The organism is Photobacterium minamisatsumaniensis (assembly GCF_050336695.1).
Lineage (GTDB): Bacteria > Pseudomonadota > Gammaproteobacteria > Enterobacterales > Vibrionaceae > Photobacterium > Photobacterium minamisatsumaniensis.
Genome location: NZ_JAKJSI010000014.1, coordinates 142,307 through 157,692, shown reverse-complemented (window position 1 = coordinate 157,692; position 15,386 = coordinate 142,307). Strand labels below are relative to the sequence as shown.

Annotated in this window: 13 protein-coding genes; 8 read left to right on the top strand and 5 right to left on the bottom strand. The window is 46.9% G+C overall.

Going from position 1 to position 15,386, the window contains the following annotated elements; all coding sequences use genetic code 11:
* Positions 1 to 260 precede the first annotated feature (260 nt).
* A complete protein-coding gene (locus tag L4D78_RS06865) occupies positions 261 to 2,678 on the bottom strand; it encodes a bifunctional aspartate kinase/homoserine dehydrogenase II (RefSeq protein ID WP_428466216.1) in 2,418 nt (805 codons plus the stop codon).
* The gene (locus L4D78_RS06860; RefSeq protein WP_428466215.1) at positions 2,678 to 3,844 is read right to left on the bottom strand and encodes an O-succinylhomoserine (thiol)-lyase; all 1,167 of its coding nucleotides are present in this window, start codon (positions 3,842 to 3,844) and stop codon (positions 2,678 to 2,680) included. The genes L4D78_RS06865 and L4D78_RS06860 overlap by 1 nt, the downstream gene beginning before the upstream one ends.
* A 180-nt stretch (positions 3,845 to 4,024) precedes the next feature.
* Between L4D78_RS06860 and metJ the strand changes: the two genes are divergently transcribed.
* Positions 4,025 to 4,342: a met regulon transcriptional regulator MetJ gene (metJ, locus tag L4D78_RS06855; protein WP_428456634.1), complete on the top strand. Its 318-nt coding sequence runs from the start codon at positions 4,025 to 4,027 to the stop codon at positions 4,340 to 4,342.
* Positions 4,343 to 4,420: 78 nt separating this feature from the next.
* On the opposite strand, the gene L4D78_RS06850 is transcribed toward metJ, so the two are convergent.
* Positions 4,421 to 5,671: a malic enzyme-like NAD(P)-binding protein gene (locus tag L4D78_RS06850; RefSeq protein ID WP_428466214.1), complete on the bottom strand. Its 1,251-nt coding sequence runs from the start codon at positions 5,669 to 5,671 to the stop codon at positions 4,421 to 4,423.
* A 390-nt stretch (positions 5,672 to 6,061) separates the two neighbouring features.
* Positions 6,062 to 6,274 (bottom strand): 50S ribosomal protein L31, encoded by a 213-nt coding sequence (gene rpmE / locus L4D78_RS06845; RefSeq protein WP_428456632.1) that lies wholly within the window; start codon positions 6,272 to 6,274, stop codon positions 6,062 to 6,064.
* 235 nt (positions 6,275 to 6,509) lie between these two features.
* Between rpmE and priA the strand changes: the two genes are divergently transcribed.
* The 7 genes from priA (at position 6,510) to rraA (ending at position 14,356) form a co-directional block, all read left to right on the top strand.
* Positions 6,510 to 8,711 carry a primosomal protein N' gene (priA, locus tag L4D78_RS06840; protein WP_428466213.1) on the top strand — a complete coding sequence of 734 codons (2,202 nt, stop codon included), beginning with the start codon at positions 6,510 to 6,512 and terminating at the stop codon, positions 8,709 to 8,711.
* Between the two features lie 175 nt (positions 8,712 to 8,886).
* Positions 8,887 to 9,894: a DNA-binding transcriptional regulator CytR gene (cytR, locus tag L4D78_RS06835; RefSeq protein WP_428466212.1), complete on the top strand. Its 1,008-nt coding sequence runs from the start codon at positions 8,887 to 8,889 to the stop codon at positions 9,892 to 9,894.
* Positions 9,895 to 10,053: 159 nt separating this feature from the next.
* On the top strand, positions 10,054 to 10,659 hold the full coding sequence (locus L4D78_RS06830; protein ID WP_428466211.1) for an SPOR domain-containing protein: 606 nt from the start codon (positions 10,054 to 10,056) through the stop codon (positions 10,657 to 10,659).
* A 153-nt stretch (positions 10,660 to 10,812) separates the two neighbouring features.
* Entirely contained in the window at positions 10,813 to 11,340 is a 528-nt protein-coding gene (hslV, locus tag L4D78_RS06825; RefSeq protein ID WP_428466210.1) for an ATP-dependent protease subunit HslV, read from the top strand.
* A gap of 9 nt (positions 11,341 to 11,349) precedes the next feature.
* On the top strand, positions 11,350 to 12,681 hold the full coding sequence (gene hslU, locus L4D78_RS06820) for an ATP-dependent protease ATPase subunit HslU (RefSeq protein ID WP_428466209.1): 1,332 nt from the start codon (positions 11,350 to 11,352) through the stop codon (positions 12,679 to 12,681).
* Between the two features lie 151 nt (positions 12,682 to 12,832).
* Complete coding sequence (locus L4D78_RS06815; RefSeq protein WP_428456626.1) at positions 12,833 to 13,744, top strand: 1,4-dihydroxy-2-naphthoate polyprenyltransferase; 912 nt, start codon at positions 12,833 to 12,835, stop codon at positions 13,742 to 13,744.
* 126 nt (positions 13,745 to 13,870) lie between these two features.
* Positions 13,871 to 14,356, top strand: coding sequence for a ribonuclease E activity regulator RraA (gene rraA, locus L4D78_RS06810; RefSeq protein WP_428466208.1), 486 nt, complete (start codon positions 13,871 to 13,873; stop codon positions 14,354 to 14,356).
* A gap of 100 nt (positions 14,357 to 14,456) precedes the next feature.
* Here the strand turns inward: rraA and zapB are convergent, their stop codons facing one another.
* Positions 14,457 to 14,699 (bottom strand): cell division protein ZapB, encoded by a 243-nt coding sequence (gene zapB / locus L4D78_RS06805; RefSeq protein ID WP_428466207.1) that lies wholly within the window; start codon positions 14,697 to 14,699, stop codon positions 14,457 to 14,459.
* Between the last annotated feature and the right edge of the window lie 687 nt (positions 14,700 to 15,386).

Genomic DNA, 15,386 nt, shown 5'->3' with positions numbered 1-15,386 from the left:
ACGTCTCAAATAACCGTTTAGACGTCTATATGTCTACAGAATGTCCTGTAACCAATTTAATGTCAACATGATGATCATGAATATTTTTCAACTTCACATTGCAAAAACTTCAACATCAATAGATAGCAAAAAGCCTGCTGGTAGCAGGCTTTTTCAATTATTCGCTCACAGCTAATATCATTCACTACAAAGATAGTAAGAAGTACTAATTATGACTAACAATCCATTTCAACACCGATAATATCGCTACTGAGAAATAACTAGAGCATCGTTGCTAAACGGTTAATATCAGAGAGTAAAGCACCAGCAGTTACATCACGTCCAGCGCCCGGCCCACGGATCACCAATGGGTTATCGCGATACCACCGGCTTTCAATGGCAAAGATATTGTCACATGGCAATAAATTAGCCAAAGCATGCTCTTGTGGCAAAGCTTCTACCCCAACCACAGCATTACCGTGGCGATCAAGACGAGCAACATAACGTAGTACCTTGCCTTCTTTCTGCGCTTTGGTTAATCGTTCATACAACAGCTCATCCAAGACTGAAGCCTGTTCAAAAAAGCCGTCCAACGTTAAACCTGCTAGCTGATCTGGCACCAATGTTTCCACTTTAACCTGCTCTGGCTCAAGTGGTAATCCAGACTCCCTTGCCAAGATCACTAACTTGCGCATCACATCACTGCCATCAAGGTCGTGGCGAGGATCAGGTTCGGTTAACCCTTGTTGCCAAGCTAGTTCAATGAGCTGTGAGAACGGTAGCGAGCCATCGTACTGTTGAAACAGCCACGACAATGTACCGGAGAAGATACCAGACAGCGCAATGATTGAATCACCACTTTCTGATAAATCACGTACTGTATGGTTAATCGGCAAGCCAGCCCCTACCGTCGCGTTATATAGCCAATTACGGCTACTTTTTGCAAATGCATCAATGACACGGTGGTATTGCTCACCCGATGCAGAGCCGGCCACTTTATTTGCGGAAATCAAATGAAGGCCACTTTCTGCGATTTGCGGATAACGTTCCGCCAACACTTGGCTCGCCGTAACATCTAATACAATCACATCATCATAAGAATGAGACGCTAGGGTTGATAGCCACTCATCACCTTGGTACTCAGTGGCTTCATCATCATAAGCTGATAAGGCGTTGGTTGGTTCGATGCCAGAAAAATCAATCCAGCAGCGGCGGCTATCGACCACCCCGACCAGAGTGAAGCTCATACCATGACGTTTTTCAAGCTGTGCCTTTTCTGTATCAAATAACTCAAGCCAGCGGCTACCGATATTCCCCTTACCACACAACACTAAACCAATCCGTTTCTGTGCTTGGAAAAGGCTTTGATGTACCTGCTGGATCACATCGTCGGTATTGGCCAGTCGAAGCACCGCAACAAGGCTCAACCCCGAATCAGATTCAGTGGTGAACTCAACAGGTTGTGCTTTTAATTGCTGGTTGAAGCCATAACAATGCATGGCATTATTCACCACGCCAGCACCGACAGCCGCAACCAATGAAAAGCCATCGCGTAGGCGCAGCTCTGCCGCAATACCGCTGTCTTGCAGTAAAGCCAGCACGCTATTAACAACCTCAGCAGTATAGGCGAGTTGAATCAATCCTTTATCCGGCGCAGTCGACTGCGCAAGTGGCAGTAACTGGGCACGTTGCAGGGTACGTTCAAGTTCAGTCACAATCGGCTCAAAATCATGAAAACGCGCAATATCAAGTTCAATCAAACAGACATCATCAAGCGAGGTAACGATCTTCGCTCCCCGGCCAGAAGCCAGTACCCGCTCAACACGTGTAGAGCCCGATTCAGGCTGATGACTACAACGCAAGGTTAAATCAATCGCACTTTGTGCCACTGGCTGTAATGTTCGGCTATGCAATACTGGCGCCGCTAAACGGGCGAGTTCACTCGCTTCATCTAAACGAAGTAATGGCAGTAAGCAGGCATCAACCACTTTCCGAGGATCTGCACTGTAAACCCCTGCAACATCACTCCAGATAGTCACGCGCGAAACTTCCGCCAAGGCACCAATCACCGTTGCCGAATAGTCAGAACCATTACGGCCGAGCAATACGGTTTCTCCGGCGATGTTTTGAGCCATGAAACCGGTGATAACAATACGGTTCTGGCTATGCTGAACTAGCTGGCTTTTCAGCAAGGGCCATGACAGAGCACGATCAACTTCAGGCTGTGCCGCTCGCTCAGCCCGTAAAAACGTACGTGAGTCGAGTGCCGTCGCAGTCATTTCCTGCTGAGTTAACAATGCTGCCAGCAAGCGTGCTGACCATAGCTCACCATGACCGAGCACATTCGCAACATCCGTCTCTGTCAGTGCCTGCTCACCAAGACGCGCAAGATCCGCAAGCTCAAGGTGTAGCTGGGTCAACAAGTCATCAGCAACACCATCATGTAGCAAGCTTTCAATCAAGTGCTGCTGAAATTGGCGTAATGACTGTAATGTTTCATGGGCTTGGCGGCCATCTTTACCCAATAACTCGACCCATTGGATCAGGTTATTCGTGGTTTTACCTGCCGCTGATACCACCACTAGATCATTCTCACCAGAATACTGATTGAGGATATCAACAACGCGACGATAACATTCAGGATCAGCCAGACTACTACCACCAAATTTATGAAGTTGGCGTACTGCTAGTTGGGTCATTACACTGCCTCCGTCACTTTCTTAAATGCTTGGTCAAGATCCGCAATCAGATCATCAGCATCTTCCAAACCAACGGATAAACGCAGTAAAGAAGGCTTTAAGCCCGCTTCTGCCTGCGCTTCATCCGACATTGCACGGTGAGTCATGCTGGCAGGGTGACAGATCAAGCTTTCAGTACCGCCAAGCGACTCTGCCAGTGAGAAGAACTTCAGTCCGTGAACAAACTCTTCAAGCTGCGAGTAGGTTCCTGCAATCTCAAAGCTCAGCATTGAACCAAAGCCTTTTTGCTGCTTAAGCGCAATGTCATGACCAGGGTGCTCAGGCTGACTTGGATGGTAAATTTGTCCCACAAGCGGCTGTTGCTGTAGATAAGCCAGCACTTTGGCGCTGTTTTCTTCATGCATCCGCATTCTTGGAGCAAGGGTTCGTAAGCCTCTCAGCGTCAAATAAGCATCAAACGGTGCGCCCGTTGCGCCAATACAGTTCGCCCACCAAGCAATCGTCTCGGCCTGCTCCGCTTCTTTAGAGATCAATACGCCACCGACAACATCTGAATGGCCGTTGATGTACTTGGTTGTTGAATGGATCACAAAATCAGCCCCTAGTGCAATGGGCTGCTGAAGGATTGGAGATAAGAAAGTATTATCAACCGCAACCAATGCGCCTTCTTGCTTTGCAGATGTACACAATGCCGCAACATCTACAATTCGCAGTAATGGGTTAGACGGTGTTTCAACCCAAACCAGTTTTGGCTTTAATGCCAATGCTTGAGCCAAGGCCTCAGGGTCGGTTTGATCAACAAAACGGACCTTAAAGTCACCTTTCGTCGCTCGCGTATTAAACAAACGATACGTACCGCCATAACAATCGTGTGGGGCAATAACCAGATCATCTGGGCCAAGCAAGGCCGATGCGAGTAAGTTAATTGCAGCAGTACCACAGCTGGTTACCACACCACCTGCGCCGCCTTCGAGTTCTGCCAAGGCATCGGCGAGCATGTTACGGGTGGGGTTACCAGAGCGAGAATAATCATATTGTGGAAGCTCACCCAACCGAGGAAAGCTGTAGGTTGATGTCAGGTAAATCGGCGGCACAACGGCATTGTGCTGAGAGTCTGACTCAATGCCAGTACGAACGGCTATAGTGGCAAGCTTCTTATCACTCATATTACTTTCCTTGTCGGGGCGAGCCCCTGCTGCGAATAACGTTTATGCAACAACATAACCATATTTACAAAAGACGTCAACACTTCTAGACGTCTACATGTCTTTGCTTATGGCAGTAAATCCGGCTAGAATTCACTCCTATCATATTTATTCAATCAAACATCGCTGAGAAGGTTAACAATGGCAGAGTGGAATGGCGAATACATCAGTCCATACGCGGAACACGGTAAGAAAAACGAACAAGTAAAAAAAATTACTGTTTCGATTCCATTGAAGGTGCTTAAAATTTTAACTGATGAGCGCACTCGCCGTCAGGTGAATAATTTACGCCATGCCACCAACAGCGAGTTGCTATGTGAAGCCTTCTTGCACGCATACACGGGCCAGCCCCTGCCGACCGATGAAGATATCCGTAAAGATTGCCCTGACGACTTGCCAGCCGAAGCAAAAGCGCTAATGGAAGAGATGGGCATTAAGTACGAAGACATTAACGAGTAAACCTCCTTTTCTCGTCAACAAAAATAAAAAAACCAGCCTGGGGCTGGTTTTTTTATTGGTAAGGCAACCTAAAGCAGATTAGCTTTCCATATAACCGACAGGCATCTCGATTCGAGCCACACCCGAATCAACCGCGGCTTGCGCGACTGCCTTCGCAACGCGTGGTAGCAAACGTGGATCCATCGGTTTTGGAATAATATAATCGGTGCCAAACTCTAGCTTATCGACACCAGCCGCTTTAACCACTTCCGCAGGTACTGGCTCTTGGGCTAGTTCACGGATCGCTTTTACCGCAGCCAATTTCATTTCATCATTAATTTCACTCGCACGCACATCCAATGCACCGCGGAAAATGAATGGGAAACAGATAACGTTGTTTACCTGATTCGGGTAGTCAGAACGACCTGTACCCATAATTAAATCATCGCGAACGGCATGAGCCAGCTCTGGTTTAATTTCTGGATCAGGGTTCGAACAAGCAAAAACAATCGGCTGATCCGCCATAAGCTTAAGCAGTTCTGGCGCAAGCAAGTCTGGACCAGATACACCGACAAAGATATCAGCACCTTCGATAACATCTTCTAATGTGCGCTTATCGGTATTATTGGCGAATAATTGCTTATATTCATTGATATCGTCACGACGTGTGTGGATCACACCTTTACGGTCAAGCATGTAGATCTTCTCACGCTGTGCGCCACACTTGATCAATAGCTCCATACAAGCAACCGCAGCCGCACCAGCACCTAGACAAACAATCACAGCTTCGCCAATCTCTTTGCCTTGAAGCTCAAGTGCATTAAGCATGCCCGCAGCCGTTACGATTGCGGTACCGTGTTGATCATCATGGAAAACCGGTACATGGCAGCGTTCGATCAAACGCTTTTCAATCTCAAAACAGTCTGGGGCTTTGATATCTTCAAGATTGATACCACCGAAGGTGTCAGCAATGTTCGCAACGGTATCAACAAACTCATCGATCGTACGGTGTTTAACTTCGATATCAATCGAGTCTAGGCCTGCGAAGCGCTTGAACAATAACGCCTTACCTTCCATGACTGGCTTCGATGCCAATGGGCCTAAATTACCAAGGCCAAGGATCGCAGTACCATTGGTGATAACAGCAACCATGTTGCCCTTACCCGTGTACTTATAAACATTTTCAGCATTCTGTGCGATTTCACGCACTGGCTCAGCCACACCTGGGCTATAAGCAAGAGCAAGATCTTCTACAGTATTGGCTGGCTTAGTGAGTTCAACGGCAATTTTGCCTGGTACTGGGTAAGCATGGTAGTGCAAAGCTTGTTGGCGAAAATCTTCAGACGACATAGTGTTCGAAATCCTGACTGGAAGTGACTTTATTTAATAATTTAGAGGTAGAGCATATTCTATAGCAGCACAAAATCCTAGTATCGAACATCTGGTCATGCCATTAATTCCCGAGCAGAATAGTCAAGTAAAGGCGAAAGTGGTCAATAACTATCAATTTCATCGCTTTCAATCACGGAATATAGTCGCACAGCTAAGCCTGTATAGAGCAATTCGTGCAAACTTTTTGGTTCAGAGCGATATAAATCAATGCACCAGAATACATTTGGTTATTAAAGATACTAGCAGAAAATGAGGCAGGGATTCGTCGAGGGATGTTTAGTCTTATAATAAATAGGCATAAAAAAAGGGACGCCGTAGCATCCCTCTTCTTTCAACATTTTCTGCCAATTACTTGGTAGAAAGAGCACCGAAACGCTTGTTGAATTTGTCGATACGACCACCAGTGCTAACCTGACGCTGCTTACCAGTGTAGAAAGGGTGACACTTATCGCATACATCAAGGTTGATGTCTTTGCTCATAGTAGAGTTAAATACGAAAGTGTTGCCGCAAGAACAACGAGCGTTAACTGCAGTGTACTGTGGGTGGATACCTTGTTTCATGGGATAACCTCAAAAGTAAGGCCGTGTCGCTCTCCCGATCCAAAGCCGGGCACCACACGTCGTTAATAATAATAGTGTAACGGCAGCATAGCCAATACACCGAATTCAGGCGGCGTATAGTAATCAATCATCCTCCCTAGATCAACAGATACGCTCCTTTTTTCACCGCTTTGCTGCTAGCGGCTTGGCAAGGTACACTTCTCTATCTTAGTACATGCGGATTCTGCGGTTAGATATGACGCCCAATATAGCCCGAGTGGCCCTTCCTGTTCCCCTTGATAAACAGTTTGATTATTTAATCAAACCCGAGCAAGCACCCGTCATTGGTGGGCGGGTTAAAGTCCCTTTTGGGCGTCAGCAGTTGGTTGGTATTGTCATCGCAATTACAGATAGCTCTGACTTTCCGCTCGCACAACTCAAACCACTTTATGCCGTATTAGACCACGCTCCGTTGTGGCACCCGCCCCTGTTCAAGCTCTTAAATTGGGCGAGTGGTTATTACCAATTCCCGCTTGGCGATACCTTGGCAAACGCTATGCCTGCGCTGCTCAGAAAAGGGCGTGAAGCGGCACCATCAAGCCTGAAAATGTGGCATTTGACGGCTGCGGGGCAAGAACAGCCGATCACGGCCTTGAAGCGCGCGCCACGCCAAGTACAGGTGCTTAATGCGCTGCGCCAAGGCAAAGCCAGCCATGAAGCCTTGCTAGCTGAAGATATCACCACAGCAACCCTAAAAACCTTGAGTGACAAAGGGTGGATTGAAAGTGTGGAAGAAAAACCGGTTGGTCGCAATTGGCAGAACCAATTTGCCGTCACCGAAGAGAAACCCAAGCTCAATGAAGAGCAAGCATTAGCCATTGCAACCGTGAATGCCAACCCTGAGTTTGGCTGCTATTTATTGGAAGGTGTGACGGGATCCGGTAAAACTGAAGTCTACCTTAACCTGCTAGAGCCCGTGCTGGCTGCCGGTAAACAAGCATTGATTTTAGTACCGGAAATAGGCCTAACACCGCAGACCATCAATCGCTTTCGCCGCCGGTTCAATGTGCCACTTGAAACCATCCACTCAGGGCTCAATGACACCGAAAGGCTATCAGCATGGTTAGGCGGTCGAGATAACCAAGCTGGGATCATTATTGGGACACGTTCGGCACTATTCACCCCCTTTGCAAACCTTGGGATCATCATTGTCGATGAAGAACATGATGCATCTTATAAACAACAAGATAGCCTACGTTATCACGCCAGGGATCTTGCAGTTATGCGTGCAAATCGTGAAAACATTCCGATTGTATTAGGCTCTGCCACCCCAGCGCTTGAAAGCCTGCATAATGCCAAAACCGGCAAATATCACTACCTGACACTCACCCGCCGAGCAGGGCAAGCGCAATCGGCACGCCACGGGGTGCTGGATGTCAAAGGCCTTTACCTCGATGCAGGCCTATCAGCGCCGTTGATCGCCAGAATGCGCAAGCACCTTCAAGCTGGCAACCAGGTCATGTTGTTTCTCAACCGTCGCGGCTTCTCACCAGCGGTTATATGCCACGAATGTGGTTGGTTAGCAGAGTGTAAGCGCTGTGATGCCTATTACACGTTTCATCAGCAAAGTGGCGAACTGCGCTGCCACCATTGTGCAACCCAGCGCCCTATCATGCCCCAATGTGGGCATTGTGGTTCGACTCAATTGAATGCTGTCGGGGTTGGCACCGAGCAACTTGAGCAACAGCTCGCGACACTGTTTCCCGAATTCAAGACGGTGCGTATCGACCGCGATAGCACACGGTTAAAAGGCAGCCTTGAAAACTACCTTGAAGCCATTCGCAAAAATGAATACCAAATTTTGATTGGCACACAAATGCTCGCCAAAGGGCACCATTTCCCCGATGTCACCCTTGTTAGCCTCATTGATGTCGACAGTGCTTTGTTCAGCAATGACTTTCGCGCATCAGAACGACTAGCTCAGCTGTTTATCCAAGTGGCAGGACGGGCGGGTCGCGCCAGTAAGCCGGGGGAAGTTGTGCTTCAAACGCACCACCCCGAGCATGCATTGCTGCAATCGCTATTACACAAAGGGTACGATCATTTCGCGGCTGATGCGCTCAACGAACGAAAACAAGCATGGTTACCCCCGTATACTTACCTGACGTTGATCCGGGCAGAGGCAAACCAGAGTGAGCAAGTTGAGCAGTTTTTACAGCAAATTCGGTCGATATTTGAATCAAGCCCAGTCTTTAATCAAGACACCATGGTGATGGGGCCAAACCCTGCCCCACTCGCCCGCCGAGCTGGCCGTTACCGTTGGCAACTGCTGCTTCAAGCACCTGATCGGAAAACGCTGCAGCAGCTGCTTAGCGTGGCAAAACCTGCGATCCAATTGTTACCTCTTGCAAAGAAAATTCGCTGGTCGATTGATGTCGAACCACAAGATTTAACTTAAAATGAACAATGCGACACACGTCACATATCGGATGTAATTTATGCTGTTTTAAGCATGTTTAATCCTCGGCAGACAGCCTACAATAACAAGCTCGCTGGTACAGGTATCAACCCGTTTTGGCCATGATCCTCCAGCGGCTATAGAGAGAAATATACATTAGAGAGGAACTGTAATTATGGCGACAATGAAGGATGTTGCCCAGCTTGCCGGCGTATCAACAGCCACGGTATCCCGTGCCCTGATGAACCCGGAGAAAGTGTCAGCATCAACACGTAAAAAGGTTGAGCAAGCTGTCATGGATGCTGGCTATTCACCCAATTCACTGGCTAGGAATCTCCGTCGCAACGAATCAAAAACGATTGTCACTATCGTCCCTGATATCTGTGATCCCTATTTCACAGAGATCATTCGAGGCATCGAGGAAGCCGCCATGGAGCATGGCTACCTTGTGTTATTAGGTGATAGCGGTCAGCAGAAAACCCGTGAGAATTCTTTTGTTAATCTGGTCTTTACCAAGCAAGCCGACGGCATGCTATTACTGGGCACCGATTTGCCTTTTGACGTCAGTAAACCAGAGCAAAAAAACTTACCCCCGATGGTAATGGCTTGCGAATTTGCCCCAGAGCTTGAGCTACCAACGGTACATATCGATAACCTGACTGCTGCATTTGAAGCCGTCAATTACCTCACACAAATGGGGCACAAACGCATCGCACAAATTGCAGGCCCAGATACTGCAGCGCTGTGCCAATTCCGTACCCAAGGTTATCAACAAGCACTGCGACGCGCAGGTATCGAAATAAACCCGGCTTACACTGCTAAAGGCGACTTCAGCTTTGCCTCCGGAGCTCGTGCTGTCACTGCATTGCTTGCCTTGCCTGAGCCACCAACCGCATTAATCTGCCACAATGATGTAATGGCAATTGGTGCCATGCAGCAAGCCAAACGCCTTGGCTTTAAAGTACCGCAAGATATTTCAATCGTCGGCTTTGATGATATTCAGTTTGCAGAATATTGCGATCCTCCCCTGACAACCGTTTCACAACCGCGTTATGAAATTGGCCGTCAGTCGATGCTTATGCTGCTAGAAATGCTCAAGGGCAAAGATATCGCATCTGGTTCGCGCTTACTGGATGCCAAACTGGTGATCCGTGAAAGCGCCGCTGCACCACCAGCAAATTAACCGTTAACGACGTTAGTGAGCTTATGTTTTGGGCATAAGCTCACAAAAACTGTGTTATATCTTGTCAGTATTACCTTCAACGGCGTATTAGGCACTAGTCAGTGCCAAGCCAAGTTTGTAACATAGTACTATTGTCCCTCCCAACGACCGATCATCACTGTGGCAACCAAAGATTATGTAAAGCGCAGCCGTACGCAAAAAAATACCACGCGTAACCGCCGTAAAGCACCACCAACCGCTGGCTTCCCATTTAAATGGGCAGTGATTGCCTTATGCTTAGTGGGTGGCCTTGGCTATGGGCTCTACTTTTTATCAACGGCGCCAGTGCCTTCTTCCGAGCCTCAGCAATCAACTGCGCCGAAAAAGCCAATTACCACAACGCCTAAACCTATTGTAAAACCTCAACCTGTGGTTACCCCCAAAGCTGAACCTAAGCCGCTACCGCCAAAACCCGAAGAAAAATGGCGCTATATTGAAGAGCTCGAAAACAAAGAAATTCAGGTCGATGCGAAAAAAGAACAGGCACCTGGCCGACCTTATTTAATGCAATGCGGCGCTTACCGCAGCCAAAACCAAGCTGAAGAACGTAAAGCCATGATCGCCTTCCAAGGCATGACAAGCCAAGTCAAAATTAGCCAAGGTGAAAAAGGTAACTGGTATCGTGTCATTCTCGGCCCATACCCACAAAAACGAAAAGCAGAGAGCGATCGTAACCAACTACGCCGAGCTGGTATTGAACCGTGTGCGATTTGGTTCTGGGAGTAACACTAAGACTTAAAATGCTTTCAAGTAATTCTCCAATACTCGTAAAGGATGCTTCGGCATCCTTTTCTTTTTTCTGCCCTTGAAACTCTTTACTGCGATCCCCAGATATTAGATATACCGGCATGAGCCGGAAAGACACAAAGAGGTAAAACCGTGACAACTATCGTATCTGTTCGTCGTAACGGTAAAGTCGTTATCGCAGGTGATGGCCAAGTATCCCTTGGTAACACCGTCATGAAAGGTAACGCTCGCAAAGTGCGCCGTTTATACAATAACAAAGTTCTAGCTGGCTTTGCTGGCGGCACCGCTGATGCTTTCACCCTATTCGAACGTTTCGAGCGCAAGCTGGAAATGCACCAAGGCCACCTGCTTAAATCGGCAGTGGAGCTGGCCAAAGATTGGCGTACCGACCGCGCATTACGTAAATTAGAAGCCTTATTGGCGGTCGCTGATGAAACAGGCTCATTGATCATCACAGGTAATGGTGATGTGGTTCAGCCAGAAAATGATCTGATTGCAATCGGCTCTGGCGGTAACTTCGCTCAGGCAGCAGCAACAGCCTTGCTGGAAAATACTGACCTAGACGCACGTGAAATTGCCGAGAAGTCGCTGAAAATTGCTGGCGATATCTGTGTATTCACCAACCATCACCACACCATTGAAGAGCTAAACGCTAAATAAGGGATCACCATGTCTGAGATGACTCCTCGCGAAATCGTTCACGAGCTTGACTGCCACATTATCGGTCAAGACAAAGCCAAGCGTGCTGTGGCGATTGCCCTGCGTAACCGCTGGCGCCGCATGCAACTACCAGAAGAGTTGCGTGTTGAAGTTACCCCTAAAAATATTTTGATGATTGGCCCAACAGGTGTTGGTAAAACAGAAATTGCCCGTCGCCTAGCTAAATTAGCGAATGCGCCGTTCATCAAGGTTGAAGCCACCAAATTCACTGAAGTCGGCTATGTAGGTAAAGAAGTTGAGACTATCATCCGTGATCTAACGGATGTTGCAGTTAAGATGACCCACCAACAGGCGACCAAGAAAGTCCAATTCCGCGCTGAAGAGCAAGCGGAAGACCGCATTCTGGATATCTTGCTGCCGCCCGCACGCGATCAGTGGGGTCAGAATGAAGAAAGTGATAATAACTCATCGACTCGCCAATCATTCCGTAAAAAATTACGTGAAGGCAAGCTAGACGATAAAGAAGTTGAAATTGATATTGCTGCACCACAAGCGGGTGTTGAAATCATGGCTCCTCCTGGTATGGAAGACATGACCAACCAACTTCAGGGCATGTTCCAAAACCTTGCTGGTAATACCTCGAAAAAACGCAAGATGAAAATCAAAGATGCGATGAAAGCAGCAACGGAAGAAGAAGCCGCTAAGCTGGTAAACCAAGAAGAGCTAAAAGAACAAGCTATCTTCGCGGTTGAAAACAATGGCATTGTCTTCCTTGATGAAATCGACAAAATCTGTAAGCGTGGAGAATCATCGGGCCCAGACGTTTCGCGTGAAGGTGTTCAGCGTGACTTACTGCCACTCGTTGAAGGTAGTACCGTCTCAACCAAGCATGGCATGGTAAAGACTGATCATATCTTGTTTGTCGCTTCTGGTGCATTCCAAGTAGCAAAACCATCGGATTTGATCCCTGAGCTACAAGGTCGACTGCCTATCCGTGTTGAACTGGAAGCGCTAACCAGTCACGACTTCAAGCGTATCCTAACTGAACCAAATGCATCATTAACCGAGCAGTATAAAGCGCTGATGGCGACTGAAGCGGTTGATATCGAATTTGATGAAAGTGGGATCAACAAGTTAGCTGAAGCGGCATGGCAGGTAAATGAGCGTACCGAGAACATCGGTGCACGTCGCCTACACACAGTGATGGAGCGTCTAATGGAAGAGTTGTCTTTCGACGCAACAGAAAAGTCTGGTGACAAGCTTATAATCGACGAAGCCTACGTTAATGAACGCTTAGGTGAGCTGGTTGAAGATGAAGATCTAAGCCGCTTCATTCTATAAGTTGCAACACTATCTTTCAAAGAATCATAAAACGGTGCCAAATGGCGCCGTTTTTTTGTTCTCAAACAAACATTATGGCGATAAAGTTGCCCATTAATTCAGTTCAGCCATAATACCCCTTAATTGAGTTCACACGCTAAAGACTGACACTATGAAATCATCTTCTCTCGCAATTTGGCTAGATGCTGCACGACCTAAAACCTTGCCGCTAGCCATTGCCTCAATTGTTTGTGGCAGTGCAGTAGCAGGATGGCAAGGAAGTTTCTCTGCATTAATCGCGGGATTAGCACTGCTAACCGCACTTTTACTACAAATTTTATCGAACTTGGCCAATGACTACGGGGATGCAGTCAAAGGCACGGATAATGACCAGCGACTTGGGCCGCAAAGAGCGATCCAATCCGGCTTAGTCACACCTGCGGCAATGCGTAAAGCCATGGTGATCAACATTGCTCTAACCGCGATAAGCGGCTTGAGTTTGATTCTGTTAGCAACCAATAACCTACAAGATATGTTTGGCTTTATTCTACTTGGGTTAATGGCCATTGCTGCATCGATTGCCTATACCGTCGGCAATAAGCCTTACGGCTACCGTGGACTGGGCGACTTATCTGTCTTAACCTTTTTTGGCTGGCTGGGTGTCGCAGGTACGTATTACCTACAAGCAGGACAAATTGATTCCATTATAATGCTGCCAGCAACCGCCTGTGGCCTGCTTGCTGTTGGTGTGCTTAATATCAATAACTTACGTGATATCGATAATGACCGGGCATGCGGCAAGCTAACATTGGCCGTACGCATGGGGCCCGAATGGGGCCGTAAATACCACCTGTTCTTATTGATCGGCAGCGTTGCTTGCTTGGCTTTATTTGCACTGCTTGAGCTACATTCACCCTTTGGTTGGCTCTTTATCCTCAGTGCGCCGCTGCTATTCAAGCATGGTAAACAAGTGATGCAATCGACTGATGGTGCTGCATTACGTCCTATGATGGCTACCATGGTGAAATGTGCTCTGCTGACAAACCTGTTGTTTGCCGCTGGGGTTGTCTTAGCTGCCGTTTAGATATCATGCTGGCGCTTCACTTCATTTTATTGTGTGAAGCGCAGCCAACTGATTATACTTTCAATAAGTTAAGCCTATACCTCATTGCTAACCCTCTTTTCAATTGCCACAAGAAGAAGCGTGCTTATGGAATACAATACGTCCGAACTATGCGATATCTACCTCGATAAGGTCGACGTTGTCGAACCAATGTTCAGTTCTTATGGTGGTCGCAGCTCCTTTGGCGGTCAAATTACCACAGTAAAGTGCTTTGAAGACAGCGGAGTGATCCGCTCGGTGCTTGAAGAAAATGGTGTTGGCCGGGTGTTGCTTATTGATGGTGGAGGCTCACTACGCCGAGCTCTGGTTGATGCCGATTTGGCGCAACTTGCCACTAATAATGAGTGGGAAGGGCTGATCATTTATGGCTGTATCCGCCATGTTGATGATCTCGACGAGCTTGAGATAGGTATTCATGCAATGGCATCAATCCCTGTTGGTGCCGATGAGCAAGGCACCGGAGAAATTGATGTGCCAGTGAACTTTGGGGGGGTTACTTTCCTACCAGAAGATCATATTTATGCCGATAATACTGGCGTGATCCTATCACCAGACCCTCTCGATATTGAATAAATACCGTGGCACTTCGTCGATACATATAAAAACAGAGCCATTTGGCTCTGTTTTTTAATACTGACTTTCAAGTGCAAATGGCTTTCAGCCAAGGTGCCACTTATTCAACGTGATCCATTTTACCTAACAGTGTACGTACACGTTCCTGCCATGCTTCATGATCATTGCGTAGTTTGCCATTATCTTGCTCTAGTGTTTCGCGATTAGAACGCAGCTCCTGAGCTTCATTCGCAAGACTATCATTTTGTTCTTTTAGTTCTTCAATTTCCATTTGTAGTAGGGAAATTGTATCAACAGCTGTCTGTACTTTGGCTTCCAGCTTTTCCAGCATTTCTAATGACATATTATCCACCTGTTTTCAGCCTATCTAATTGCCCTAACCATTAAGGCAATTGTCCACAGGCATGTTTACGATTCTATACTGCCTATTCTAACGAGCCGACCGCCATCTGACATCTACAAAAACCTCGGTTTGTGGCAAATGGGTAAAAATCACTCAATTCTGATGATTTTTTTGCTTTTCATTTTTAAATCGATAACCAGCCGATAAGCGCTACTATCAGTTAGTCGAAAAAAACATCAACTTTCGCCACGGCGAGCAACAATCCTCCAAGGGCGTTCAAAAGCTTACTTCGCTTTATAGTAAATGCGTAAAATTGCGATCAAACTCTATTTTAATGCAGCGGTGGCGTGCTAATTTTTATTTTGATCGTATCTCTCTTGGATGTATCCAAGAACTTGCCTATCTGGCACATCCGACCTTTTAAGGTCGGATTTTTTATTTATATCCAGTAACTTACAAAGCAAAGCCTTTAAATCATCCCTACCAATCAAAAATCATTCCTTTATCAACATTTATGTCGCACACAACGGCAAACGTTTGCGTAAACGCTCAAATTTGATTTATTTTATGCTCGAACGCACATTTTTTAATCCACTTTATTTCAATAATAAAAAGTTAGAGTAAATTATCTACCCATAAAAAATAGAAAAGTAATACCCCTACGACATTAGACAAAAGGACGAAATA